Raw genomic sequence first — 25,627 nt, 5'->3', positions numbered from 1 at the left:
TCATAGCATAGTTGATGGCCTTTTGGGTTGCCGTAAAACTCGGATGTGCTGTATCCGGGCCCCCAAAGCATTCTACGAAATGGTCCTGAAGCGCTCTTGAAACACTTTCCAGGTAAGTAGGAGGCAACAAACAATCTGAATCGAGGATTATAAAGTAATTTCCCTCAGCCTTGCGCATTCCATAATTTCTGGAGTCCCCTGGTCCGCTATTTTCTTTGAAATAATAAGAAATATTGAGTTTGTCTTTAAAAGCATCAGCAACCTCCTCAGCCCTGATTTGTGATCCATCTTCAACGATCACCACCTCATAGGGTTCCTTGTAGTTCTGGTCCAGAAGACTCTCCAGCAGTTCCCTAATTTCTTCTGGTCTGTTATAAACTGGAATAATCAACGAAAAGGAGAGATCCATATTGCGGTGCTAAAAGAAAAGCCATCCGTATGAGGATGGCCTTATTATGGTGTATAAATGCTTAGTCTGTAAATCGTTCAATAACTTCCTGGCTCACCCCGGTGTTGGAGAAGCCTCCATCGTGAAATAGGTTTTGCATGGTCACTTTTTTGGTGAGGTCAGAAAAGAGAGAAACTGTATAATTGGCACAATCGAGCGCCGTGGCATTTCCTAAGGGCGACATTTCTTCGGCGTACGCAATAAAACCATCGAAGCCTTTAACACCCTGTCCTGCGGTAGTAGGCGTCGGAGACTGAGAGATAGTATTTACTCGTACCTTTTTCTCCTTCCCAAAGAAATATCCAAAGCTACGTGCTACCGATTCCAAATACGCTTTATTATCGGCCATGTCATTGTAATCCGGAAACGTCCGTTGTGCTGCCATATAAGTAAGGGCTACAATACTTCCCCATTCATTCATGGCATCTGCTTTGTATAAACTTTGCATCACCTTGTGAAAAGAGAGTGCGGATACATCCCATCCCTTTGCTGTAAAATCGTATTTCTCATCGGTATACAAACGTCCTTTCCTGACATTTACAGACATCCCGATGGAGTGCAAGACAAAGTCTAGTTTCCCACCTAATATTTCCATTGCCCTGGCAACCAAGTTGGCAAGGTCTTCTTCACTGGTAGCATCGGCTGGTATGATCTCCGAATTCGTCTTTTTAGCTAATTCGTTTATCTGCCCCATGCGCATGGCGATAGGTGCATTGGTGAGCACAAAGCTACCTCCTTCTGCATGCACTCTTTCAGCCGTTTTCCAGGCTATAGAGTTCTCATCTAAAGCTCCGAATATGATTCCTTTTTTTCCTTTGAGCAAGTTGTATCCCATGTGTGTATTCTTAGGTTAATGTTGGCTTTAAAGATATTTAATTTATAATTAATTGAGCAATTGCTTGGCATGTGCCATGGCAGAATCGGACAATGACTTTCCTCCCAGCATTTCTGCAAGTTCAACCACTCGTTCTTCCGGACTAAGTTTTTTCATCCTGGTTCTGGTTACTTCACCATCGTCTTCCTTGTAAACTTTAAAGTGATGGTCCCCCTTGGAGGCCACCTGTGGCAGGTGAGTAATTGAAAAAACCTGCATATTGGCACTCATTTGTTGCATAATATCTCCCATGTTGTTTGAAATTTCACCAGAAACTCCTGTGTCTATCTCATCGAACATCATGGTAGGCAATTTTTCATAGGTTGCCAAAATTGACTTTATCACCAGCATGATCCTGGAAAGCTCTCCCCCAGATGCTACTTTCTTTAAAGACCCATAACCAGCACCTCTGTTTGCAGAAAATTCAAAGATTAATAGATCTCTCCCCGTATTCTGAAAAGATTCTGTTTGTACAAATTTAATTTCAAAAGAAGCATTGGGCATACCCAGGGGCTGCAGAGAAGATTCCAATTTACTTTTTAGTGTGGGCACTACGGCTATTCGTCTTTCATACAACTCCCCGGCCAGTAACGTCAGTTCCTTTTTAGTAGTTGCGATGAGCGCTTGCTGTGCTTCCATCTCGTGCTCAATATTCTCAGAGGTACTTATTTTACTGGCTAGATCTTCTTTTACTAGCAGCAATTCTTCTATGCTTGCTGCATTGTGCTTTTTTTGAAGGTTATAAAGTAACTGCAGCTTTTCGTTTACTTCTTCCAAAAGGCCGGGATTAGGCGTCACCTGCTCCTGCAGTGTTTCTATCTCCGAACTAAGGTCGTCTAGCTCTAGAAATACGGATTGAATTCTTTCAGATAATCCGGCATAAACGGCTCCATAACCTGCCAGTTTGGAGATACTATGCTTGCATTGAGTAAGCAAGGCTTGTATCCCTATTTCTTCATTATCGAGTAATTGATGGCTGTTGGATAACTGTTCTAAAATACTTTCAACATTGGTGAGCTCTTCGTACGAGGCTTCCAGCTCTTCAAGTATACCAACTTGCAAAGGAGCATTTTGTAATTCACTGTATAAAAAGGTGTTGTAGTCTTGTTCTTTTTCTGCATCGGCCAGTAATGCCTGAAGGCGATTCAACTCTTTCTGCGCCCCTTCGAACACTTTTAGATGTTCCTTGTATGCAGAGAGTATTTGAGAATTATTTGCCAGGGCATCTATCACCTTAAGCTGAAATTCATTCTCAGTAAGCTCCAGGGTTTGGTGTTGTGAATGTATGTCAATAAGGCGTTGTCCCAGTTGTGACATTACATCCAGGTTTACGGGAGAATCGTTTACAAATGCCCGCGACTTGCCATTGGGGTGGATCTCTCGTCTTAGGATGGTTCTCAGATCATAATCGAGATCATAGGTTTCAAAAAGGGACTTTAACCCGTATTGTTCTATTTCAAATTCGGCCTCTATGATACATTTCAACTCTTTGTCGCGCAACGAACTAAGGTCGGCCCGCTTTCCAAGCACCAGCGACAAACCACCTAAAAAAATTGATTTCCCGGCCCCTGTTTCTCCGGTTATGGTACTAAAACCTTTCTGAAAGGAGACCGATAGATCTTCAATCAGGGCATAGTTTTTTATGGTGAGGTGTGTGAGCAAATCCTTCGCTTAAATGTAGCGTAAAGATAACCGATTATGTGCTGTAAAAAAACGGAGGAACTTAATATTTTATCTCATTCCAGGTAGAGGAATAAAAGGGTGCTACTTTATTCAAAGTGTTTTTTAGAGCGACGACATCTACTTGAGGACCATCAGAAAAAATATTGAGGATCTCTTCAGATTTAGCATCAAAAAAGGTTTGGATCAAAAAAGCGTTAGGTCTGCGCTGTATAAGAGTTTCGAACAATCGCATAGAACCCGAGATCACTTGTTTGCCTGTACTGTTATTGTCTCCCAGAATGTCTAATCCTTTGCGATGGTAGTTGTACATGGCAATCCTGTATTCCCTAAAAGTGTTAGATAGCAAGTTATCTATTAGGACAAATCGCGTGCGATTATCAGTGGCCGATTGGCTCCAGCCAGCAAAGTTACTGCCTTGTGCCTGGGTAACTATTTTTTGCGCTTCCTTGTAAAAATCTGTGCCGCCTTCCAGGGCATAGGTATCTGCATCCAGACCCAGAATAATGTATACATAGTAAGCCATAACACCCACCAGGTTTGATTCAAAAACGTTTTGGTTATAGATCAAGGGTTGAAATTCTATATACTCAAAATTAAACTGGTTGTCTTTATAATTAAATACAGGGCTCTCATAGGAGGTGTTAAAGACCGGGCGAGAGGACTGTAATTGAATATTGGCCTCAAACCTGTTGGATTCAAATTTGTTGACGGTAATGAACATTCTTGCATTTACGCGTTCATTTTCCTTGTACACCCGGTTGGTCCATTTATTTTTATTCACAAAATCATTTAGGGAACGTTCCAGCGTCCTGAAGATCTGTTGATTGGTCTGGCTAACCTGATCCGAGTTTACCGTAATAACGCAATTGAGTTCCTGTCCTGTAACAGCAGAGGACACAAGCAGAACTAAAAAGAGGATTACTAATTTACGCATGCATCTTGGAGATGATTTCTTTCCAAATATCCGAAGCAACTTTGGCTTTGGTCTTTACTTCAAACGCTTTAATTGAGGAATTCTTGTCTATAATGGTTATTTTATTGGTGCTACCGCCAAAGCCTGCCCCTTCGTCTTTTAAGGAATTGAGAATGATGGCATCCAGATTTTTCTTTTTTAATTTTTGAAGGGCATTAGCCAACTCATTTTCCGTTTCCAAAGCAAATCCAACCAAATACTGACCCGTCTTGGATTTCCCCATAGAAAGCAGGATATCCTTATTTTTTACAAGCTCTATGTTCAGAGAATCTGAAGATTTTTTGATTTTCTCTTTTGCCCGGTTTTTAGGCTTGTAATCCGCAACGGCGGCTGCGGCTATGACCACTTCGGCATTCTTAAAATTTTCCATTACGGCAACGTACATCTCGTCTGCTGAGGTAACACGTATCACCTGAATGGATGTATCATTGATCTGGATTGCCGATGGACCTAACACAAGGACCACATCTGCTCCCAAAGAGGCCGCTTTTTTTGCCAGTTCTACACCCATCAAACCACTGGAGTGATTGCCAATAAAACGCACAGGGTCTATGGCCTCATAGGTTGGGCCTGCGGTGATTAGAACTTTTTTATGCGAGAGCGGCAAGCCTTCTTTTAGGTAGTCTTCTATAAATTCAACTATCTTTTCCGGCTCTTCCATGCGCCCTTCGCCATCCAATCCGCTTGCCAATTCACCAGAAGTAGCTGGGATCATTATATTTCCAAAGGACTGTAATTTTTGATAATTGGCCTTGGTAGTAGGATGCTGATACATATCCAGATCCATTGCCGGAGCAAAAAACACTTTGCATTTGGCAGAGAGATAAGTTGCCAGGAGAAGATTGTCACTACTGCCATTGGCCATCTTGGATAAGGTGTTGGCAGTTGCCGGCGCAATAATCATTAGGTCTGCCCACAAGCCAAGTTCTACGTGATTATTCCAATCGAGTGTTCCATCCGCTTCATTTACGAAGTCGAGATGTACAGGATTTTTGGAGAGTGTGGCTAACGTTAAGGGGGTGACAAAAGAAACGGCGCTTTGCGTTAAAATTACTTTAACCTCGGCGCCGGCTTTTATTAATAAGCGTACTAAGAATGTGGTCTTATAGGCGGCAATACCTCCGGTAACTCCCAAAAGGATCTTTTTGCCGGCTAACATTTATTGATCGTCTTTCTCAGTATTGCGGTAGTAGATTCTGTCTTCTAACCATTCTGTGATGGCCATAGCGTGTGGTTTCGGCAGTTTTTCGTAGAATTTAGAAACTTCGATCTGCTCCTTATTCTCAAAAACCTCTTCGAGGCTATCGCTGTAAGTAGCAAATTCTTCCAATTTTTCTAAAAGTTCCTTTTTGATCTCTGAATTGATCTGAATGGCTCTCTTAGCAGTAATAGAGATTGCTTCGTAAATGTTATCGGTCTTCTGATCGAATTCATTCCTATTGATAGTTACCGTAGAAACCGGTGCCTTAGAATTCTTTAAATCGTTCATATTCATTTGGATAAAATTTCTTGTTCTTTAAAACGGATCATTTCTTTACTTACTTTCTCAAGTAAATTATCAGCGTCTTTCAAAAAGCTGGTATTGGGGTAATATTTCAGGAGGTTATTATAGGCCGCTTCTGCAGTCTGTAATCGTTCCTCTTTCCTGTTTAAGGTGCTGTTTATCGCCAGGTTGGCGGTAGCAACTAACTTTAGGTAAAGAGCCTCCTCCCTGTAAATTGTTCCAGCATAATCAGAAACAAAATTATCTAAGGCAGCTACTGCGGAGACACTGTAGTCCAGTATATAGGAGTTACCTAATTTGGTAAATTGTTTAGCTATTTCGAAGGCTTTTTTCTCTTTTTTGGTAGTAAGTTCCTTGGCCATTGCATTAGCTTCCGGCAAAAACTCAGATTCCGGATAACTGTTGATGAAATTCTGCAGTTTTCCAAGGGCCTTTTCTGTATCCGTCTGATCCAGGGAGTAACTGGGAGACAACATATAATAACTTTTAGCTCCTAAGAATGAAGCCTCTCCTGCTTTGTCACTTTTGGGATACGATTTCAAAAACCGTTCAAATTGATACCCTGCAAAATTGTAATTTTTAACTTTGTAGTAGGTGTCCGACAAGAAAAATTGAACACGCTCACCTTGAGGTTTCCCCACATATTTGGGCGCGATTTGTTCAAATAACCGGTTGGCTCTTTTAAAATCCTTGGCCTCATAGTATTTTTCAGCCAGGTCGTACTTCGCCTTTACATCTTCATTCTTCAATACCTTCTGGTATTCATTACAAGACTGAGACAAAATAGCCACGACGGCCAACATAAGCAAGATTCGGTACTTCAAAAACATTTTGCAAAATTAAGGATTCTAAGTGGAATAAAAAACTAAAAAATCACTATAAACATAGTGTGTTTAGCCCTTTAAACAACTCATTTTGAGGAAGATTTAACGAATACTTCTCATATGGATACGGCAAATGACCTCACAAAGTTGGCAATCCTTGCCTTTAAAGCCGGTGTTGCCTCTATCAATGGTAAGCGCACCACAGCGGTTGAAATTCCCAGGCTTTCAAAAATTGCTTTGATCCCGGCAGGGTTTCCTTCTTCAAAAATCAGATCCATTCCCGGGCTGAGGGCATGGTGCAATTGAAAAGCATCTTCATAGTCTCCATTGAGTCCAAGCTGCATCATTTTGCTCATTTCTACGGGCATTCCCTGGCCCAGTACTGAAATTACGCCAATACCTCCCTCTACCACCGTGGGCAGGGCGGTACTGTCATCTCCAGATATCACATAAAAGCCGGCAGGCACTTCTTTCAGCAGTTGCCTGATCTGGTCCATATTTCCGCAAGCTTCTTTGATAGCGACAATGTTGGGACAGTCTTGTGCCAAGCGCACAACAGTTGAGGGAAGAACATTGCTACCGGTTCTTCCGGGTACATTGTATAAAATAATAGGTTTTGGAGATACCGATGCTAACAATTTATAGTGTTGGTAGATCCCTTCCTGGGTAGGTTTATTATAATAAGGAGATACAGATAGTACCGCATCAAAGGCATCTAATTCTGCATTTCTTAATTCTTCTACCAGCAAGGAGGTGTTATTCCCTCCTATTCCTATCACCAGGGGCAGGCTTCCCTTGTTCTCATCGATTACTGTTGCAACAACCAATTTTTTCTCTTCCGCATTTAAGGTAACGGATTCGCCTGTAGTTCCAAGCACCACCAGGTAATCTATACCACCGTCTATAGAATAGCGCACCACCCGCCTGAGTGCTTCTACATCAACAGAACCGTCCTTTTTAAAAGGGGTCACCAGGGCAACTCCCGTTCCATATAATTGCTCCATACTCATACTTCGTTCATTACTTTTAAATACTTCTTTAGCTCTGATTTGAAAGTATTAAAATCTTGTAGCCGGGTTTGTAATATCAAATCATTCAAAGCCGGATTTAACTCTGCAAAACCAACCTTAATTCTTGCTTTTGTCTTTGCCGTCATGAGTTTCATGATCAGGGTATCCTGCGTGTAATAATTCAGCAGCAGATCGTACTCCTTGGTCAAAAACTCAAGGGCATAACTATTTTCCACGGCACCACCCCACCCCAGGTCCTTATCTGAAAAAACAGGCGTTGCATAAGGCGAATTCTTATCATAAAATGCCTTGTAACCTATAATTTTAACGGCATTTGGTCTTAAACTGAACATCTCAATAAACTGGTAAAAAAGATCTGACTCTTGAAATGTGTCCAGATCAACAATGACTCCCACTTTTTTTATTCCCTTTAAATTCCTTTCAAGATCCTGAACTTTTAAAAGTTCGTTCTTGAGATATTTCTCCCCAGATTTCTGCTTGAATTTGTCCTTGAGTCCCTGTAAAAACATCTATCTTTACGTTTCGGTAAAGATAACTATTCTCCCTGCAATTTACGTGGCTAAGTTATCACCTTTAGATATTTTAAATATGAAACTTTTTGTTGTATTCATAACAATTGTTCTTCTTACTGCCTGTACTCAACGTCCGCCAAAGCTAACTGCCATAAAGGGGGAACAGCTTGGAATCACTTCAGATTTATCACCCAACGATTCCATTGAAAACTTTGTGGCGCCGTATCGTTCACGAATTAATTCCGTGCTAGACAGCGTCCTGGCATATGCCCCAAATGCCATTGTGAGAACAGATGGCACTTTAAACAGCTCGGAAGGTAATCTCATGGCCGATATTTTATACCAACAAGCCCAGCCCATCTTTAGTCTTAGATCCGGTCATGAAATAGATTTTGTAATGCTCAATTACGGTGGCATACGCAATGTTATCTCCGCGGGCAATGTAACCTCCAGAACTGCCTTTGAAGTAATGCCTTTTGAGAACTATATTGTGGTCCTTGAACTTCCGGGAAAAGCGGTCAGGGAAATGATCAGTTATTTAATTGCATCTAACAGGCCTCAACCTATCAGTGGGATGCAGATTATCCTTAATAAAGAAGGCTCCTTGCAATCTGTCAACATACAGGGGAAGCCTTTCGATGAGAACAAAACCTATTACGTGGGTACCATAGACTACCTGCTGCAAGGTGGAGGCAATATGGACTTCTTGCAGGACAACAAAAGCGTAACCGAATTAGACTATCTCCTGAGAAATGCGATGATAGACTATTTTAAAAAGGTAGATACTTTAGAAGCCAAGGTAGATGATCGTTTTATTCAAATAAAGCAACCATGAGACGCAGATCGTTTGTAAAAAATACACTCTCGAGTGCAGGATTTGTTAGTCTTGGCGGCGGCTTATTAACTAGTTGTAAGTCGTTTTCAAAAAAACATATCACCATCTTACATACCAATGATGTACACAGTCATATAGACCCATTCCCGCAAGACCACGCTAGCTTTCCAAATTTAGGTGGATTGGCCAGAAGGGCTACCCTAATCTCTGAGATACGGAATGAAAATCCAAATACCCTGCTCCTGGATGCGGGGGATATCTTCCAGGGAACGCCCTATTTTAATTTTTACGGGGGGGAATTAGAATTTAAATTGATGAGTGCCCTGAAGTATGATGCGGCAACCATTGGCAATCATGATTTTGACAATGGGGTTGATGGTCTGCTAGCTCAAATGCCTTATGCAAATTTTGATTTTCTTTCGGCTAACTATGATTTTAGCAACACCGTCCTGGATGGTTTCACTGCTCCTTCCAAAATTTTTGAGGTAGACGGACTAAAAGTGGGTGTTTTTGGTGTGGGCATAGCTTTAGACGGATTGGTCACAAAAAAACTATATAAGGAGACAAAATACCTGGATCCGGTTGAGATAGCCCAGGATATGAGTCGTGAACTCAAAGAAGACAAAAAATGTGACCTCGTCATTTGTCTTTCTCATCTGGGATACGAATATAAAAATGATCCTCAAACCCCTAGTGATGTGCTCCTGGCTTCCAAAACTGAAAACATAGATCTGATCATTGGTGGCCATACCCACACTTTTCTGGAAAGACCGGTTATTCGCAATAACAGAAGAGACCAGGCAGTATTGATTAATCAGGTAGGATGTTACGGAATCAATCTGGGGCGAATTGATTTTTACTTTGAGGACTCCAAAAAAAGTAATGCGGAGGGAATATCCATCTCCGTGTAGGTCAGATGCTGATCTACTATATCGTTAAAAGTGAGCTTCTAGTTCAAATCTCAACTTTGTAGGACATCTACTGCGAAAATTTTACTTTACATTAAGGTTATTTTTAAAATGATCTGGAGATTACCTGGCCTTAAATCTATTCTTATCCCGTATCTTTATAATTAATCTAAATATAGTATATATGAGTAAGGTACATGCCTATGCCGCCCAGGAAGCTGGCGGTTCATTATCGAAATTTTCTTATGAACTGGGCCCATTGGGCAGCGAGGAAGTTGATATAAAAGTACATTATTGCGGCATTTGCCATTCTGATCTTAGCATGCTCAATAATGAATGGGGCATGACCCAATACCCCTTTGTTCCGGGTCATGAAATAGTTGGGGAAGTAATAGCCACCGGAGACAAGGTAAAAAAAGTGAAGGTGGGAGACAAGGTTGGATTAGGATGGAACTCCGCTTCCTGTATGCACTGTGAACAATGTATGGAAGGGCAGCATCATTTGTGCTATAGTCTTGAATCTACGATCGTTGGGCGGCACGGTGGCTTTGCTGATACCGTTAGAGGCCACTGGTCCTGGACTGTTCCCCTGCCTAAAAAGATAGATATGGCCAAAGCCGGACCGTTACTATGTGGTGGGATCACAGTTTTTAACCCCATCATTTTAGCCGGCGTTCAACCAACCGATAAAGTTGGAGTGATCGGGATAGGGGGTCTGGGTCATATGGCGTTAAAGTTCCTGAATAAATGGGGCTGCGAGGTCATTGCCTTTAGTTCCAATCCCGATAAGAAAGAACAGATACTCGGAATGGGAGCCACGAAGGTTATCAACTCAAAAAAACCAGAAGAATTGGAGAGCATTAAAGGATCTTTAGATTTTATCCTAAATACAACCAATGTAAGCCTTGATTGGGATTCCTATCTGGGTGCCCTGGCGCCAAAAGGCAGACTGCACACTGTAGGCGCGGTACTGGAGCCTATGGCCATCCCGGCATTTTCACTGATCATGGGCGAAAAATCGGTTGCCGGCAGTCCACTGGGCAGCCCTGCTCTTACAGCTACTATGTTAGATTTCTGCGTAAGGCACCATATTTACCCCATGGTAGAAGAATTCCCCATGGAAAAAGTAAATGAGGCCATGGAACATTTAGAAAAAGGCAAAGCCCGGTATCGAATTGTACTCAAAGCCTAGGGAAGCAGAAGTGCAGCAACTAAATTTTCAAACTCGGTTGCCAACGAAATCTGAGGAATAGGTTTTTGGGCTCTGCGATACCAATAGCCAGCATTCCATTGATCGCCCTCTTTTCGATGCAGATACGCATGTATCCAGCATGCGGAAGGGGTGCTAAGGGAGTCTACTAATTCATGAGACTTCTCCCAGTTTCCTTTGGCATCCCACCACAAGGCAGCACCCTCATCGGACCAATCATTAGGCGGCGTTGCCGCATATTCTACCAGGGTGTAAAAATCTTGAAGACTGTGTACTAAGTTCATTGTGAAGGCACATTTAAATACTATGTCTTTTCTATCAATTTCTTAAAATCGGCCTCTGAGATAATAGGGACACCCAGCGACTCTGCCTTAGCACGCTTACTTGGTCCCATATTATTACCGGCCACCAGGTACGAAGTTTTCGAGGAAATTGAAGAACTGACCTTTCCCCCATTATCCTCTATGAGCTTTTTGAGCTCAGTGCGCTCTATATTTTCAAAAACCCCAGAGACTACGAGCGTGCACCCTTTTAGCAGCTCTGTCTGGTTTTGCAACTGTTCCTCGGTTAGCGAAAATTGTAAACCATACTTTTTTAATTGGTCTATGATCTGCCTGTTCTTTTCCTCCTGGAAAAAAGAAACAACACTTTCCGCTATACGCTGCCCAATCTCATTGACCTGCATCAGTTCATCTGGAGATGCTACCATCAAGGCATCGATATTTTTATAGGCTTTTGCGAGAATCTTTGCCACGGTCTCTCCAACAAAACGGATCCCTAGCGCAAATAACACCCGTTCAAATGGAATCCGTACAGAATCTGCGATGCCCTGTACCAGGTTTTCAGCCGATTTTTCTGCCATCCGTTCCAAAGGGATGATCTGTTCCTTGGTGAGGGTATAGAGATCTGCATAGTTTTCAATTAGTCCTTCTTTAAATAACAGTTCTACGGTTTCCGCCCCCAACCCATCAATATCCATAGCCTTTCTGGAAATAAAATGCTGGATTCTGCCTGTGATCTGTGGAGGACAGCCTACTGCATTTGGACAGAAATGTTGCGCTTCACCATCTTCTCTTTGAAGTGCGGTACCACATTCAGGACAATGAGTAATATATACTGTGGGAACAGATGTTACAGGCCTTTTTGTGAGGTCGACACCCACAATTTTAGGGATAATTTCCCCTCCTTTTTCTACAAAAACTGTATCCCCCTCCCGGATATCGAGCTTTTTTATCTGATCTGCATTATGCAGGGAAGCGCGCTTTACGGTAGTACCGGCCAATAGTACCGGCTGAAGATTAGCTACCGGGGTTATTGCACCGGTTCGCCCTACCTGATACGTAATCTTTTCCAGGACTGAACTTACTTGTTCAGTCTTAAACTTATAGGCAATGGCCCAACGAGGCGATTTGGCAGTAAAGCCCAATTCTTCCTGTTGTTGCAAATTATTGACCTTAACTACTACCCCATCAGTTTCATAAGGCAATTCATGCCTGTGAACATCCCAGTATTCCAGAAAGGAAACAACCTCCTCCATTGACGAACATAACTTTGCCTCCATGGGAATTTTAAAACCCCAGCTCCGGGCCTTTTTGAGCAGTTCAAAATGGGTCCCCGCCGGAAGATCTCTGCCAACCAGGGCATACAACAAACAATCTAAAGGTCTTTCTGCCACCAGAGTACTATCCTGCAATTTTAAACTTCCGGATGCCGTATTCCTGGGGTTCATATATGGATCTTCCCCATTATTAATACGCTCCTCATTCATTTTTTCGAACCCTTCTAATGGTAAAATTATCTCACCGCGTATATCAAATTTAGAGGGGTAGTCTCCCCTTAGCTGCAAGGGAACAGAACGAATGGTTTTAACATTGGCAGTTACTTCATCGCCTTGAAATCCGTCCCCCCTGGTAAGGGCTCTAACGAGCGACCCGTTCTCATAGCTCAGGCTTATGGAGGCTCCATCGTACTTTAGCTCACAAGTAAAAAGTATAGGTATATCTCCTAAATTACGCTTTAGCCGTTGTTCCCACTCCAGTAATTCTTCTTTAGAATAGGAGTTATCCAGGGAATACATTCGCTGCTCATGTACCAAAGTGTTAAAGTTTTTGGTAACCGTACCCCCTACCCTCATTGTTGGAGATGAAGCATCACTGAACTCCGGATGTGCCTCCTCCAACTTTTGAAGCTCTTTTAACTTTATATCGAATTCATAGTCCGATATTACAGGCGCATCTAAAACATAGTAGTTGTAATTATGCTCGTGTAATTCTTCCCTTAGTCTTTTGATTTGCTCTTCAATATTCATAGGTTACCTTGTAAGTCGGATTTTTGGTATACTTCAGATTTTATAAAACGATCCTTCCCATGGAGATCTTGCCTTACTTCAATATTCATCAAATTATGTGACCTCAACAGTTTGCTCACTTCTTTACCAAATTGTTCATTGATCTCCAGGTACAGTCCTCCCCCTTTTCTCAGGCCTTTTTTAGCCACTTTTGCAATATATTCATAATACATCAAAGGTTGCAAATCTGGGACAAATAGCGCTAAAGCGGGCTCAGCATTCTTTACGTGATCCTGCATCTTAGGCTTTTCCTTTTCGAGCACATAGGGTGGATTGGAAATAATAATGTCATAGGCATCCTCCCCAATCTCCAAAGTTCGGACATCGGCCTCAAGGCATTCCATATTCACCTTGTTTACCTTTGCGTTGTATCTGGCCACAGCCAAAGCTTCTTTTGAAACATCGAGCGCGGTCACATGTACGCTCGGCAAGTACTTTGCCAAGGCAATGGCAATACACCCGCTTCCGGTTCCAATATCTAATACATTCAGCATTTTTTTGGAGCTTTTATGGTCCTCTATTACCCATTGGACCAATTCTTCTGTCTCGGGCCTTGGGATCAACACATGCTCATTTACCATAAAGCGCAGGTCCATAAAGGTGGTGGAACCCAAAATATATTGTACAGGCACTCCATTTTTTAATTCGGCGAGACCTTTAAAAAAGTGAGATTCTTCCTCTTTTGTGATAATCCACTGGGGATGAATAGCCAAATGAAAGCGAGGCAGTCCTAAATAGTGTTCCACAAAATAATAAAAGAAATGCGCTACCTCAGATTTACCAAATTGATGGTCCAATTCTTTGTGGAATATATTTTTTATTTCCTTTAGCAACATAACAAGAATATCAGGGTCTCAATTTTTTAAGCATCCATACCGTACAAGAATGATGACCAGTATCTCCCATGGGAGATTGCAGGTATTCAAAACCCCATTTTTCGTAAAGTGATAGAGCGTTGGTCATATGCGGCATGGTTTCTAGATAACAAGATTCAAAACCTTCCTGCTGCGCTCTGTCTAAACAGTGTTTCAACATTTTGGTGCCCATACCCAACCCCCTGGCCTCCGGCAAAAAGTACATTTTTTGCAGTTCGCAAACATTCCCGTCATACCGCTCTAAGGTAATTATTCCGCCACCTCCAAGAATTGTATCTCCCCGCTCCACAACAAAGTATGCCGCTCTGGGTTTATCGTAATATTCGTATAAAGAATCCAGTATAGGGTCGGCATAGGTAGTTCCAATCTTAGTAACCTGGTGTTCCTCTAAAACAGTGCGGATAAGCTTCGCTAACTGGGCGTTGTCTGCGGCTGTTATATCCCTGATTTTAAGGGCATCTGAAATCATTATTAATATCCTATTTTTGCGAGGTGAAGATACATGAAAAATATATTTTGCGAAGTATTGAACTAGGCAAAAACGGCCTGGGGACTACTGCGCCCAACCCTATGGTTGGTTGTGTTATCGTACATCGGGATATTATCATTGGAGAAGGATTTACCAGTCCTTTTGGAGGGCCACACGCAGAAGTGAACGCCATCCAATCTGTAAAAAATAAGGAGCTGCTTAAAGAATCTACCCTCTATGTGACCCTTGAGCCCTGTGCCCACCATGGGAAAACACCCCCTTGTGTAGATTTGATCATCTCAGCCAAGATCCCCAAAGTCGTCATCGGTGTAAAAGACCCTCATGATAAGGTAGCTGGTAAAGGAATTGCAAAACTAGTGGCAGCAGGCATTGAAGTAATTACAGACGTTTTGGAAAGCAACTGCAGGGAACATCACAGAAGGTTTCTTACGTTCCATGAAAAGAAGCGACCCTATATCATCCTTAAATGGGCACAAACCCTTGATGGTTTTATCGCCCCCGAGAAAAAATCAGATGCAAACGAGCCCCATCCTGTCTGGATCACAAATATTTATTCCCGTCAAAAAGTACACCAATGGAGAAGTGAGGAGCAGGCCATTTTGGTGGGCACTAATACGGTTCTTCTGGACAACCCCAAATTAACCACAAGATCATGGGCGGGTAGGTCGCCCCTAAGATTCGTCCTGGATAAGGACCTGAAAACACCCAGTGCCTATCATATCTTTGATAATAGTACTGATACCGTGATCTTTACACAGAAAAATATTCAGAAAACTACTCAGCCCGGTGTTCATTACGAAGGGATAGATTTCTCCAGGGATATTGGTAAGCAGATTTGTGAGGTTTTATTCAAGAGGAACATACAAAGTCTAATTGTAGAAGGTGGTGCCATGACGCTTAAAGCTTTTATTAAGGCAAATCTTTGGGATGAGGCAAGGATCTTTACCGGCAACCAATCTTTTGGAAAAGGACTTAAGGCACCTGTGATCTCAGGAAAAGAGGTTAACGAATTGAAAGTAGGGTCCGACTCCCTAAAAATTCTGCGAAATGATTAAGAATATACTATTCGACTTTGGGGATGTCTTTATCAATCTCGACAAATCTGCCACCATTAGAACCCTAGCGAGTGCGGGATTCACTGAAATTCCAGATGGCCTGTTGTCTCTTGCAAACTCGTATGAAAGAGGTGACATAGAAACGGCAGAATTCTTAAAAACAGCCGGGCAACTACTGCCAGGTATAACAAGAGAAGCAATCATTAAAGCGTGGAATGCCATCATTTTAGATTTCCCTGAAACCAGACTTCAATTCCTTCAAAATCTTGCACTAAAAAAAAACTACCGATTATTCTTATTAAGTAATACGAATGAACTCCATATTGATAAAGTAAAAACGCACATGGGAATTGAAAAGTACAATGCTTTTAAGTTGTGCTTTGAAGGCTTTTATCTCTCTCATCTTCTTGGGATGGCAAAGCCTGAAGAGGAGATTTTCAACACCATCTTAAGACAACATGAATTACAAGCAAATGAAACACTTTTTGTTGATGATACGCTTATTCATATACAAAGTGCGCAGCGCCTTGGGTTTAGAACCTGGCATTTAAATGTAGGCAAAGAAGAGGTCACAGAACTTAATTCGCATTTATGATATGATAGACCTGGCACTGAGTATCCTATGCTCTAGTCTAATCTTTGTGATCTTTAAACTTTACGCCAGGTTTCGCGTACAAACCCTGTATGCCATTATCGTGAATTATATTACCGCCTGTTCTGTTGGCTTTATTCTTTCGGATACCGGACTGCACTTAGCTGAGATTCCTACTAAAAAATGGTTTATTGGCACCCTTTTTCTGGGGTTATTGTTCATAATTATTTTTAATTTAATGGCGAGAACCTCTCAGATACTTGGGGTTTCTGTGGCTTCCGTTGCCACAAAAATGTCCTTAACGATCCCCGTGCTTTTAGGGGTGATTTTTTACGGAGAAGACCTGGGCCCCTTAAAAATGCTCGGGATACTACTGGCGCTTACGGCAGTGTATTTTACTTCCGTAAAGAAAGGTTCAATGGCAATTACCCGCAGGTCTTTGTATCTGCCACTTCTTGTTTTTCTTGGATCGGGGGTCATTGATGCCAGCATCCAATATGCCGAACAGTATATGGTGCCTTCAGAGGAGTTTCCCGTCTTTTCTTCCACCGTTTTTGCCAGTGCCGCCCTTTGTGGGCTTGTCTTTGTCATTTTCAAACACTTTAGATCCCCTGAGCAAATACTCCCCCGAAGTATTCTGGGTGGAATTGCCCTAGGGGTCCCTAATTTTTTCTCCATTTATTTTCTGCTACGGGCACTTCAAAATGAGGCCCTTAACAGTGCCTCCATTTTTACGATCAATAATGTGGCCATTGTAATGTTCTCTACTCTTTTAGGAATATTGCTTTTTAAAGAAGTCTTAAGTGCAAAGAATTGGGTAGGTATTATGATGGCGATCTTTAGTATTTTATTGGTAGCGATCTTCTAATGGAAAAGAATCAGGACATTTACAAAACAATCAAAACTGCAACAACCGGTGTTCTTTTTAAAGATCGAAACAGCAAATTTTTGGGGTACGCCTATCCCGTACAACAGGAAACGGATATAAAACAGTTGCTGGATACCCTTAGAACTGAACATTCGGGAGCTAATCATGTTTGTTATGCCTGGCAATTGGGAGTTGGAGAAACATCCTACCGTGTAAACGATGATGGAGAGCCCTCTCATTCTGCAGGCACTCCCATCTACGGACAAATACAGGCGTTTGAACTCACCAATATTCTAGTAGCCGTGGTTAGGTACTTTGGCGGCACAAAACTTGGTGTGGGCGGACTGGTTTCGGCCTATAGAACAACAGCGCAAATGACATTAACGGAATCTAAGGTCGTGCGCAAGAAATTAATGGCAACCCTATTCCTTGAATTTGAATACGTCTCCATGAACAAAGTGATGCGAATTGTAAAAAAACATTCGCTTCGCGTGGTTTCTCAAACGATGGATATGAAGTGTAAAATCTGTCTATCCCTACCAAAAAGTGATTTCCAAAAGATCAAAGGCAAATTTGAAGCCATTCAAGAGGTACTGGTTAAGGAGTAACAGATCAACGCAACTTTTAAACTAAAATCCCTGATCCTGTAAGTACTGCAATATTTGGGGAGGGCATTTCGTAGGCCGACCGGTTTTCATGTCGATAAAAGCGAGCACGGTATTGGCTGTAAGCAGCAGATCACCCGCTTCGTTTTGTATTTTATAGTCAAATTCAATCCGTACCATGGGTAATTTTATCAATTTGGTGTTCACAGTGATCAGATCATCATAGGTAGCAGATTTCTTGAATTCCATTTTTAACGAGATTACCGGCAACATTATGCCTTCATTTTCCATCTTTTTATAAGAGAATCCCATGGACCTTAACCATTCCACTCGTCCCATTTCGAGGTATTGTGCGTAATTTCCGTGATACACCACACCCATTTGATCGGTTTCGCTATATCTGACTCGGAAAGAAAAAGTATTTTGATGTACCATTTTTCAGTTAAAAACTATATATTTAAGGATGAAGTGAATTGTACCGGAACATGCGAAAAAAAAAGCATAAATTCAACCTCAAATGATTTTTTTTTTAGCTTTTTTGTTCACATATTTGTCTCACTCTAAAAGGAAGCATCCTCCGATATTCCTTGGACCAACTGACTTAAATCGCTAACCACTAAATAGAGATTTCTTAAAATGAGTGTTACTGCTAATTCCGTATGGAACAATTGTTTGGCATTTATCAAAGATAACATCCAACCGCAGGCATTCAAGACTTGGTTTGAGCCTATAAAACCTGTAAAACTTTCAGAAAAAGCACTCAGCATTCAAGTTCCCAGTAAATTCTTCTACGAATGGCTGGAGGAACATTATGTTAAACTACTAAAAGTTGCTCTGACAAAAGAACTTGGTGAACAGGCCAAGTTGGTGTATATCATAAAAATGGAAAATACCTATGGCAACAAGGAACCCTTTACAGAACGGATCCCTAGTGCCAACCGAGGCAACGTACTGACTCAGGAAATGGATGTTCCTATTAAGTCTAAGAATCCCGAGTTAAAAAATCCGTTTGTGATTCCTGGAATACGGAACATCAAGATAGAATCCCAACTTAATCCAAATTATAATTTCGAAAATTTCCTGGAAGGTGACTCTAACAGGCTGGCTCGTTCGGCAGGGATGGCAGTTGCTAATAAGCCAGGAGGTACTTCTTTTAACCCTCTTTTGATTTTTGGCGGGGTGGGATTAGGAAAAACGCATCTTGCACACGCCATAGGGGTAGATATTAAGGATAAATACCCGGAGCGCACTGTGCTTTATATATCAGCCGAGAAATTTACCCAACAGTATATAGAATCAGTAAAAAAGAATACCCGAAACGATTTTATTCACTTTTATCAATTGATAGATGTACTGATCATAGATGATGTACAGTTCCTATCCGGCAAATCGGGGACACAAGATGTATTCTTCCATATATTTAATCATCTCCATCAAAATGGAAAGCAGGTGATCCTTACCTCAGACAAGGCGCCGGTTGATATGCAGGACATAGAGCAACGACTTTTGTCTCGCTTTAAATGGGGACTTTCTGCCGAATTGCAAAATCCTGATTACGAAACCAGGATATCTATCCTGAAGAATAAATTATACCGGGATGGGGTTGAAATGCCCGATGATATCATAGAGTACGTTGCCAAACATATTAAAACCAATATTCGTGAACTAGAAGGGGCCATTATTTCTCTTATTGCCCAATCTTCCTTCAACAAACGTGAAGTAACCCTGGAGCTCGCACAACAAGTGGTCGAAAAATTCGTCAAGAATACGAAACGTGAAGTTTCTATTGACTATATCCAGAAAGTCGTTTCCGATTATTTTGAAATGGATGTAGCTACGCTTCAATCCAAGACCAGAAAGCGCCATATCGTACAAGCAAGGCAACTTGCCATGTTCTTCGCGAAAAAATTTACAAAAGCTTCTCTGGCCAGCATAGGATCTCAAATTGGAAAAAGAGACCATGCCACCGTACTGCATGCCTGTAAGACGGTAGATAATCTGGCCGAGACAGACAAACAGTTCAGGAAGTATATTGAAGACCTGACCAAGAAATTTTCCTAATACTCCCATGAAAATAAAGGTGTTAATGGTATGTCTGGGAAATATTTGCAGATCACCATTAGCAGAAGGTATTTTGCGTTCTAAAGCAGACAGCTCAAATGTCTTTGTAGATTCTGCGGGCACTGCAGGGTATCATATAGGAAAAGGTCCCGATCCCCGCTCCGTAGAGGTTGCTCAAGAACACCATATAGATATCAGCAGACAACGATGCCGGAAATTTAAAGAGGACGACTATTTTGCCTTTGATCATATTCTTGTGATGGACCGTGAAAATTATATCAATGTTTGCGCCTTAGCCCCGTCGGAAGCCCATAAAAAGAAGGTAAGGTTACTTCTGGAAGGCACGGGTCTGCCCTATTCTGAAGGTCCCGATCCTTACTACGGCGGACAAGAGGGTTTTGAAAAAGTCTACGATCTGATTGACAAGGCGTGTAATGTGTTACTTCCGGAATTAACATCTTCTAAAAAACAACCGCATGAAAAATAAGGAACATTTCAAAGGGAAATTATTCCTTATCCCAACTACCCTGGGCGAAACTGAACCGCTGGAGGTATTGCCTATTTCAATTAAACGCGCCATTGAATCTATCGATTACTTTATCGTTGAAAATGAAAAGACCGCGCGGCATTTTATAAAAAAGATCCTTCCCCGAAAGTCTCAACCCGACTTGCATCTTGAGCAACTCAATAAATTTACAGAACCAGAGAGGATCCCCGCCTTTTTAGATCCGTGTATGAACGGACTAAATATTGGAGTACTATCTGAAGCCGGATGTCCCGGTGTGGCAGATCCCGGGGCAGATGTGGTGCGCCTGGCCCATGAAAAAGGGATACAAGTGGTGCCACTGGTGGGTCCCTCCTCCATTCTCCTGGCTTTAATGGCCAGCGGACTTAACGGCCAAAGCTTTGCCTTTAATGGGTATCTTCCCATTGAATCGGGAGAACGAAAAAAAAGTCTGAAAATGTTGGAAAAACTCTCAAAAGAAAGAAATCAAACGCAGCTTTTTATGGAGACTCCTTACCGCAATGACAAGCTCTTTCTGGATGTCACTAAATACCTGGCCCCGGACACCTTACTATGTCTGGCGGCAGACATCACCCTTCCCACCGAATTTATCAGCACAAAGACCATTGCCGAATGGCGCCATCAGAGTCCTGAGCTGCATAAAAGGCCTGCCATATTTCTGATTCTGGCATAAAAAAAGCCCAATGAATCATCGGGCTTTAAAGAGGGTTCTTAAAAGATTATACTTTTGGATTTCTTTTAGCGGTTATGATGGATACATCATAGCCCGAAAACTTCTTCAAATAGTGTGATATACTGGTGCCATAAGCATCCGCTACATCTAATTGTCCGTAAGAGCGAAGATATTTTTTGACATTTCCAGGACCTGCAAGGTGGGCAGCTGCTAAAATACCCGATTCGGAGATCTCAATGCCACGTATTCGCTTTCCAACGAATCTGCGGATGTCCTTTCTCAGGATCCACTTATTTCTCGCTAAATTGGTTCTAAAGACCTTTTCCTGTAAAGTGGGATCGTTTAGGAACTTGGTAGCGTTGTAAACACCCATTAATTGAAGGGTTCCTATTCCGAACTGATACTTACCCAGGTAGCCCAGCGTATTGATGGTGAAATAATCGCCTTGAGATTCTTTAAAGGCCAGCGCCTCCTTAAATCCCACAAAGGAACTACCCACAAAGGGCGGTATCACCATGGAGGCAGGCATAATGGTTCTGTCTTTGGGAAACAAAACCAGCGTAGGTTCTTTAACGAGCAGTGATTCTGGAACTTGAATAATCTTTTTGGGGGAAGTTCCGAAACTTGCCAACATTAAAATCATGATAAGAGGACAGATTACACTTATCCACTTTCTCATAGTTGTGTTTTCTTAAGACTTAAAAACCGAAAAGGGTTTTGCTTAAATTTCACACTACAAAGATATGGCAGCTTTTTTCTTACAACCTCACCTTTAGGTCACAATTATGATATTTTTACGATTAACAGATGTTATTTATCGACAAAATGCCTATCTGTTAATATTTTGGCTATTAATCCATCGGATGTATTGCTCTTTATTCCGGTTGTGTTGTTGGAGGTTTTTGGCAAATTTATGATACCCAAAGTTTTCAACATTTGCCACGAAGTAATAATAATCGTGATCCTCTGCATTTAATACTGCGTCAACAGCAGAGATATCTGGCATCGCTATTGGTCCAGGAGGGATGCCGGCATATTTATATGTATTATAAGGTGAATCTATGGTAAGATCCTTAAACAGTACTCGGCGTATAATGGTATCAAAATTATTGAGCTGGCGTTTCAAGGCATAAATTACGGTAGGATCGGCTTGTAACAACATTCCTTTACGCAATCTGTTGAGATATACCCCTGCAACCCTGGGGCGTTCATCCACTTTTGCACTCTCTTTGTGTACGATAGCTGCCAGGGAAGTAACCTGAGCAGGACTCAAGCCTACTGAGCGGGCTTTATTCCGCCTTTCTTCATTCCAGAATCTTTGGTACTCCTTTACCATCCGGTCCCTGAAATCGACCCCAGAGGTATTCCAAAAGAATTCATAGCTATTGGGAATATAAAGTCCCAGGCTACTATCCAGATTAACGTCCTGTTCTTTTAAAAAAGTAAGATCCCGGAAGGCATCCATCAAGGAAAGGCTGTCTGCTTCTATCTGCTGAGCCACCCTGCCAGCCAGCGTTTCAAGTGATTCCTGATTATTAAATGACACCTTGACCGGGGTATTACCACTGCGAAGTGCATTAATGATCTCATTATTATTCATTCCTTTTCTCAGAACATATTTACCGCCCTTTACACGCTCCGTGTATTGTTTTCTTTTTGCTACTGCTTCAAATGATGCGTAATTCTTCAACAATGGACCTAACCGCTCCTGAATGTCTGTCATATTGGCATTAGAGGGAACATACACAAAAGCCTCTTCGTTTTGAAAGGCTGTATTTGGAGAGAAAAATACCCCGTAAACATAGTACACAAAGATCCCTCCTATGACTAGTCCTAACAGTAAAACAGCGAGAATAATTTTTCTTAGATACATGATGGATTAAACTTTTGAAAAAGGATTTCATTTTTAAATTGGCCATCAGATCGTATCCATTCCTTTCTCATCCCGGATTGAGAGAAACCTAATTTGTTGAATAGATGAATACTGGCCATATTGTCTTCAAGCACGTTGGCATAGACCTGTCTTAGCTGTAATGATGAAAAAGCGAATGACGTTACCAGGTCGATAGCTTCCGCTCCTATGCCTTTATTTCTGTCCTTATTTTTAAGAACCACAATGCCTAGTCCAACACGTTGGTTTTTAGGATCAAATTCGAACAGATCAATAAGTCCCAATAAGGCTTCTTTTTTATCACATATGGCTAATCTCAGCTGTTTTACCTCATAAATATCCTTGTGCGAATTTTCCAGATACTTTTTTAGGATATGCCTGGAATAAGGGGTTTGGGTGCCACTTATTTCCCATAGCCCCGTATCGTTTTCAAGGGTGTAAAGAAAATCGAGATCATCAGGTTCTAAGGCGCGCAACACCACTTTTTTTCCGATAAGACTTACCATTGTAATGTTCCTTTGTAAACGAATGATGCCGGCCCTTGCAACACAACTTCCTTAAATCCTTTTTGCACAGCGGTAAAACGCACACTAAGATCCCCACCTTTTGTTCGCACGTGTACTTCGGTACTGCTGGTTTTCTCTGCGTAATACATGGCCAAAGCAACAGCGGTAACACCTGTACCACATGAAAAGGTCTCATCTTCCACCCCGCGCTCATAGGTTCGGACCATAAAAGTATTTTCGGAGAGTTGTTCTACAAAATTGATATTGCTTCCTTTTTCTCCATAGACGCCAAACCGCAGCCTTCTCCCTTCTTTTACCACATCAAAATTAGTGAGATCCTTCACTACCTGCACATGGTGAGGGGATCCTGTATTCAGAAAAAAGGCATTTCTCTTTTTATTGATCTTATCTACATCCGTCATCTTTAAGGATACCTGATCTCCTGTAATAGTAGCTTCGTGTAAACCGTCACTTGCCATAAAATGCGTCTTATCCTTTACGATTCCTAGGGAATGAGCAAAGGACACCAGACAGCGACCTCCATTACCACACATAGTTCCCAAATTTCCGTCGGCGTTGTAGTAGATCATCGTGAAATCTGCAGAATTGTCATCCTCTAGCAGTAATAACCCATCTGCCCCTATGCCAAATCGACGATCGCATAAACGCGCGATCAAATTGGTATCATTTTTGGGGAAATGAGATTGTCTGTTATCTATGATAACAAAATCATTACCTGTTCCCTGGTATTTGTGAAAATGTAGATCCATAGCACAAAACAAGGTACAAAGATAGGACATTATTTAAGGTATTTTTAGCAGTTAAAAAGGAGTTAAAGGAAAATGAGTTCCCGTGAATTACCTTTAATTTTAAGAGAAATTAAAACAGATTAAAAAGATGAAAAGAATAGCAAGTTTATTGTTGGTAGCCATTTTTGGAGGTGCCATCGCCTTGGGAGCCTATGTGCTTTTTGTAGAGAATGCCAAACCAGTTTTTACCTCTACCGGTAATGAAATGCCCGTTTTTCAAACTAGTAATCACACGGCTACCAGCCCGGGAAGCGGCGTGAATGAAGCCGATTTCACCTATGCCGCAGAAAAAACAGTGAATGCAGTTGTCCACGTCAAAAACATGACCATAAGTTCTGAACCCTCTAGTCTCCTGGACTTTTTCTATGGATCCGGGGGAAGGCAGGTGCCACAAATTGGCACAGGTTCTGGTGTAATTATTTCATCTGATGGGTATATAGTTACCAATAACCATGTAATTGCTAAGGCCAGTGAACTCAAGGTTACTTTAAATAACAACAAAACATACGATGCAGAACTTATCGGGTCGGACCCAAATACAGACATCGCCCTAATAAAAATAGACACTGACAATACCCTACCTTATCTGGCTTTTGGTGATTCGGACAACACTAAAGTTGGAGAATGGGTTTTAGCGGTAGGGAACCCATTTAACCTTACCTCTACGGTAACAGCAGGGATCGTAAGTGCCAAAGCCAGAGCTCTTAGCGGTGCGGACCAGTCCTTTATCCAGACAGATGCTGCCGTAAATCCAGGAAACAGCGGTGGGGCACTGGTCAATACCAATGGAGATCTCATTGGGATCAATACGGCCATTACTTCTCAAACAGGTTCTTATGTGGGTTATTCATTCGCCGTTCCCAGTAATATTGCTAAAAAGGTGGTAGGAGATATTTTAGAATTCGGGAATGTTCAGAAAGGCTTGTTGGGGATCACCGCCCCGGGACTAAAAACTCCCTATGCTATTGAAAAAGGGATCAATGAGATTGAAGGTGTATACATAGATGGCATTGAAGAAGGTTCTGGCGCAGCAGATGCCAAGTTAATGAGGGGAGACATCATTAAACAAGTGGATGACATTAAAGTGCGAAAATTTGCTGATCTTACTGGGTATCTGTCTACCAAACGTCCCGGCGATATTGTAGCGGTGTCCATAGAAAGAGATGGCGATCTTCTGGAGGTCCCGGTAACCCTAAAAAAAATACAACAAGTAGAATTGCCTGTCATGGGGTTGGAGGTTAGAAATCTTTCAGAAAATGATAAGAAGGTCTATAAAACAGACAAGGGTGTAAAAGTTATCGGTGTTCCGGAAACCTATAGGGAGTACGACCTGGAAGGAAAGGTTATACTGGAGGTAAACGGTGAAACCATAGACGATATTCAGGAAGCGAGATTTCTATTTGGAAGGATCTCCAGAAATGGCAAAACCCTCTTTACGATCATCAATAAGGATGGTGAACGTATGAGGTATATTTTTCAATAAGTCGTAATCATAAAATAGAAAAAGCGCATCAATATTTGTTGCGC

29 protein-coding genes are annotated in these 25,627 nt (G+C 41.8%); 11 read left to right on the top strand and 18 right to left on the bottom strand.

Going from position 1 to position 25,627, the window contains the following annotated elements:
• The 9 genes from WBM49_RS03010 to WBM49_RS02970 form a co-directional block, all read right to left on the bottom strand.
• Positions 1-409, bottom strand: a 409-nt coding sequence (locus WBM49_RS03010) for a glycosyltransferase (RefSeq protein ID WP_424370583.1), incomplete at its 3' end; no start/stop codon positions are given.
• Between the two features lie 61 nt (positions 410-470).
• Complete coding sequence (locus WBM49_RS03005) at positions 471-1,283, bottom strand: enoyl-ACP reductase FabI (protein WP_424370582.1); 813 nt, start codon at positions 1,281-1,283, stop codon at positions 471-473.
• A 48-nt stretch (positions 1,284-1,331) separates the two neighbouring features.
• A complete protein-coding gene (recN, locus tag WBM49_RS03000; protein ID WP_424370581.1) occupies positions 1,332-2,984 on the bottom strand; it encodes a DNA repair protein RecN in 1,653 nt (550 codons plus the stop codon).
• A gap of 61 nt (positions 2,985-3,045) precedes the next feature.
• Positions 3,046-3,939: a DUF4835 family protein gene (locus WBM49_RS02995; protein ID WP_424370580.1), complete on the bottom strand. Its 894-nt coding sequence runs from the start codon at positions 3,937-3,939 to the stop codon at positions 3,046-3,048.
• Complete coding sequence (coaBC, locus tag WBM49_RS02990) at positions 3,932-5,137, bottom strand: bifunctional phosphopantothenoylcysteine decarboxylase/phosphopantothenate--cysteine ligase CoaBC (protein ID WP_424370579.1); 1,206 nt, start codon at positions 5,135-5,137, stop codon at positions 3,932-3,934. The genes WBM49_RS02995 and coaBC overlap by 8 nt, the downstream gene beginning before the upstream one ends.
• Positions 5,138-5,473: a DNA-directed RNA polymerase subunit omega gene (locus WBM49_RS02985; protein WP_424370578.1), complete on the bottom strand. Its 336-nt coding sequence runs from the start codon at positions 5,471-5,473 to the stop codon at positions 5,138-5,140.
• The gene (locus tag WBM49_RS02980) at positions 5,470-6,312 is read right to left on the bottom strand and encodes an outer membrane protein assembly factor BamD (protein ID WP_424370577.1); all 843 of its coding nucleotides are present in this window, start codon (positions 6,310-6,312) and stop codon (positions 5,470-5,472) included. The genes WBM49_RS02985 and WBM49_RS02980 overlap by 4 nt, the downstream gene beginning before the upstream one ends.
• A 110-nt stretch (positions 6,313-6,422) precedes the next feature.
• Positions 6,423-7,310 carry a 4-hydroxy-tetrahydrodipicolinate synthase gene (gene dapA, locus WBM49_RS02975; protein ID WP_424370576.1) on the bottom strand — a complete coding sequence of 296 codons (888 nt, stop codon included), beginning with the start codon at positions 7,308-7,310 and terminating at the stop codon, positions 6,423-6,425.
• Between the two features lie 2 nt (positions 7,311-7,312).
• On the bottom strand, positions 7,313-7,846 hold the full coding sequence (locus WBM49_RS02970) for a DUF6913 domain-containing protein (protein ID WP_424370575.1): 534 nt from the start codon (positions 7,844-7,846) through the stop codon (positions 7,313-7,315).
• A 79-nt stretch (positions 7,847-7,925) separates the two neighbouring features.
• Here WBM49_RS02970 and WBM49_RS02965 point away from each other — a divergent pair, with 79 nt between their 5' ends.
• The 3 genes from WBM49_RS02965 (at position 7,926) to ahr (ending at position 10,784) form a co-directional block, all read left to right on the top strand.
• Positions 7,926-8,684 carry a 5'-nucleotidase C-terminal domain-containing protein gene (locus tag WBM49_RS02965; protein ID WP_424370574.1) on the top strand — a complete coding sequence of 253 codons (759 nt, stop codon included), beginning with the start codon at positions 7,926-7,928 and terminating at the stop codon, positions 8,682-8,684.
• Positions 8,681-9,595, top strand: coding sequence for a bifunctional metallophosphatase/5'-nucleotidase (locus WBM49_RS02960; protein WP_424370573.1), 915 nt, complete (start codon positions 8,681-8,683; stop codon positions 9,593-9,595). The genes WBM49_RS02965 and WBM49_RS02960 overlap by 4 nt, the downstream gene beginning before the upstream one ends.
• Positions 9,596-9,776: 181 nt before the next feature.
• Positions 9,777-10,784 (top strand): NADPH-dependent aldehyde reductase Ahr, encoded by a 1,008-nt coding sequence (gene ahr / locus WBM49_RS02955; RefSeq protein WP_424370572.1) that lies wholly within the window; start codon positions 9,777-9,779, stop codon positions 10,782-10,784.
• On the opposite strand, the gene WBM49_RS02950 is transcribed toward ahr, so the two are convergent.
• The 4 genes from WBM49_RS02950 to WBM49_RS02935 are packed head-to-tail and all read right to left on the bottom strand — an operon-like array spanning position 10,781 to position 14,493.
• Entirely contained in the window at positions 10,781-11,086 is a 306-nt protein-coding gene (locus tag WBM49_RS02950; RefSeq protein ID WP_424370571.1) for a hypothetical protein, read from the bottom strand. The genes ahr and WBM49_RS02950 overlap by 4 nt on opposite strands.
• 20 nt (positions 11,087-11,106) lie before the next feature.
• Entirely contained in the window at positions 11,107-13,110 is a 2,004-nt protein-coding gene (gene ligA, locus WBM49_RS02945) for an NAD-dependent DNA ligase LigA (RefSeq protein WP_424370570.1), read from the bottom strand.
• Complete coding sequence (gene prmC, locus WBM49_RS02940; RefSeq protein WP_424370569.1) at positions 13,107-13,985, bottom strand: peptide chain release factor N(5)-glutamine methyltransferase; 879 nt, start codon at positions 13,983-13,985, stop codon at positions 13,107-13,109. Before prmC ends, ligA begins: the two co-directional genes overlap by 4 nt.
• 10 nt (positions 13,986-13,995) lie before the next feature.
• Positions 13,996-14,493 (bottom strand): GNAT family N-acetyltransferase, encoded by a 498-nt coding sequence (locus WBM49_RS02935; RefSeq protein WP_424370568.1) that lies wholly within the window; start codon positions 14,491-14,493, stop codon positions 13,996-13,998.
• A 23-nt stretch (positions 14,494-14,516) separates the two neighbouring features.
• Between WBM49_RS02935 and ribD the strand changes: the two genes are divergently transcribed.
• Genes ribD through WBM49_RS02915 form a run of 4 tightly spaced genes read left to right on the top strand, consistent with a single transcriptional unit; the run spans position 14,517 to position 17,637 of the window.
• Positions 14,517-15,569, top strand: coding sequence for a bifunctional diaminohydroxyphosphoribosylaminopyrimidine deaminase/5-amino-6-(5-phosphoribosylamino)uracil reductase RibD (ribD, locus tag WBM49_RS02930; RefSeq protein WP_424370567.1), 1,053 nt, complete (start codon positions 14,517-14,519; stop codon positions 15,567-15,569).
• A complete protein-coding gene (locus WBM49_RS02925) occupies positions 15,562-16,164 on the top strand; it encodes an HAD family hydrolase (RefSeq protein ID WP_424370566.1) in 603 nt (200 codons plus the stop codon). The genes ribD and WBM49_RS02925 overlap by 8 nt, the downstream gene beginning before the upstream one ends.
• Position 16,165: 1 nt before the next feature.
• Positions 16,166-17,029: an EamA family transporter gene (locus WBM49_RS02920; RefSeq protein ID WP_424370565.1), complete on the top strand. Its 864-nt coding sequence runs from the start codon at positions 16,166-16,168 to the stop codon at positions 17,027-17,029.
• Positions 17,029-17,637, top strand: coding sequence for an IMPACT family protein (locus WBM49_RS02915; protein ID WP_424370564.1), 609 nt, complete (start codon positions 17,029-17,031; stop codon positions 17,635-17,637). The genes WBM49_RS02920 and WBM49_RS02915 overlap by 1 nt, the downstream gene beginning before the upstream one ends.
• A 21-nt stretch (positions 17,638-17,658) precedes the next feature.
• Here WBM49_RS02915 and WBM49_RS02910 read toward each other — a convergent pair whose 3' ends face one another.
• Positions 17,659-18,069: an acyl-CoA thioesterase gene (locus tag WBM49_RS02910; protein WP_424370563.1), complete on the bottom strand. Its 411-nt coding sequence runs from the start codon at positions 18,067-18,069 to the stop codon at positions 17,659-17,661.
• 201 nt (positions 18,070-18,270) lie between these two features.
• Here WBM49_RS02910 and dnaA point away from each other — a divergent pair, with 201 nt between their 5' ends.
• Genes dnaA through WBM49_RS02895 form a run of 3 tightly spaced genes read left to right on the top strand, consistent with a single transcriptional unit; the run spans position 18,271 to position 20,894 of the window.
• Positions 18,271-19,695 carry a chromosomal replication initiator protein DnaA gene (gene dnaA, locus WBM49_RS02905; protein ID WP_424370562.1) on the top strand — a complete coding sequence of 475 codons (1,425 nt, stop codon included), beginning with the start codon at positions 18,271-18,273 and terminating at the stop codon, positions 19,693-19,695.
• A gap of 7 nt (positions 19,696-19,702) precedes the next feature.
• Positions 19,703-20,182 (top strand): low molecular weight protein-tyrosine-phosphatase, encoded by a 480-nt coding sequence (locus tag WBM49_RS02900; protein ID WP_424370561.1) that lies wholly within the window; start codon positions 19,703-19,705, stop codon positions 20,180-20,182.
• Positions 20,172-20,894 carry an SAM-dependent methyltransferase gene (locus WBM49_RS02895; RefSeq protein ID WP_424370560.1) on the top strand — a complete coding sequence of 241 codons (723 nt, stop codon included), beginning with the start codon at positions 20,172-20,174 and terminating at the stop codon, positions 20,892-20,894. Before WBM49_RS02900 ends, WBM49_RS02895 begins: the two co-directional genes overlap by 11 nt.
• Positions 20,895-20,940: 46 nt before the next feature.
• Here the strand turns inward: WBM49_RS02895 and WBM49_RS02890 are convergent, their stop codons facing one another.
• The 4 genes from WBM49_RS02890 to dapF all read right to left on the bottom strand — a co-directional run bounded on the left by WBM49_RS02890 (position 20,941) and on the right by dapF (position 24,061).
• Positions 20,941-21,573 carry a hypothetical protein gene (locus WBM49_RS02890; RefSeq protein WP_424370559.1) on the bottom strand — a complete coding sequence of 211 codons (633 nt, stop codon included), beginning with the start codon at positions 21,571-21,573 and terminating at the stop codon, positions 20,941-20,943.
• A 150-nt stretch (positions 21,574-21,723) separates the two neighbouring features.
• A complete protein-coding gene (gene mltG / locus WBM49_RS02885; protein WP_424370558.1) occupies positions 21,724-22,767 on the bottom strand; it encodes an endolytic transglycosylase MltG in 1,044 nt (347 codons plus the stop codon).
• Complete coding sequence (locus WBM49_RS02880; protein WP_424370557.1) at positions 22,758-23,291, bottom strand: GNAT family N-acetyltransferase; 534 nt, start codon at positions 23,289-23,291, stop codon at positions 22,758-22,760. The genes mltG and WBM49_RS02880 overlap by 10 nt, the downstream gene beginning before the upstream one ends.
• A complete protein-coding gene (gene dapF, locus WBM49_RS02875) occupies positions 23,285-24,061 on the bottom strand; it encodes a diaminopimelate epimerase (RefSeq protein ID WP_424370556.1) in 777 nt (258 codons plus the stop codon). The genes WBM49_RS02880 and dapF overlap by 7 nt, the downstream gene beginning before the upstream one ends.
• Positions 24,062-24,188: 127 nt before the next feature.
• Here dapF and WBM49_RS02870 point away from each other — a divergent pair, with 127 nt between their 5' ends.
• Positions 24,189-25,583, top strand: a complete 1,395-nt coding sequence (locus WBM49_RS02870; RefSeq protein ID WP_424370555.1) for a trypsin-like peptidase domain-containing protein — start codon at positions 24,189-24,191, stop codon at positions 25,581-25,583.
• The last annotated feature ends 44 nt before the right edge of the window (positions 25,584-25,627 follow it).

The sequence above is a fragment of the Muriicola sp. genome (assembly GCF_049669965.1).
Classification (GTDB): domain Bacteria; phylum Bacteroidota; class Bacteroidia; order Flavobacteriales; family Flavobacteriaceae; genus Muriicola.
The sequence above is the reverse complement of the archived record's forward strand: the minus strand, read 5'-3'. Positions and strand labels throughout refer to the sequence as shown.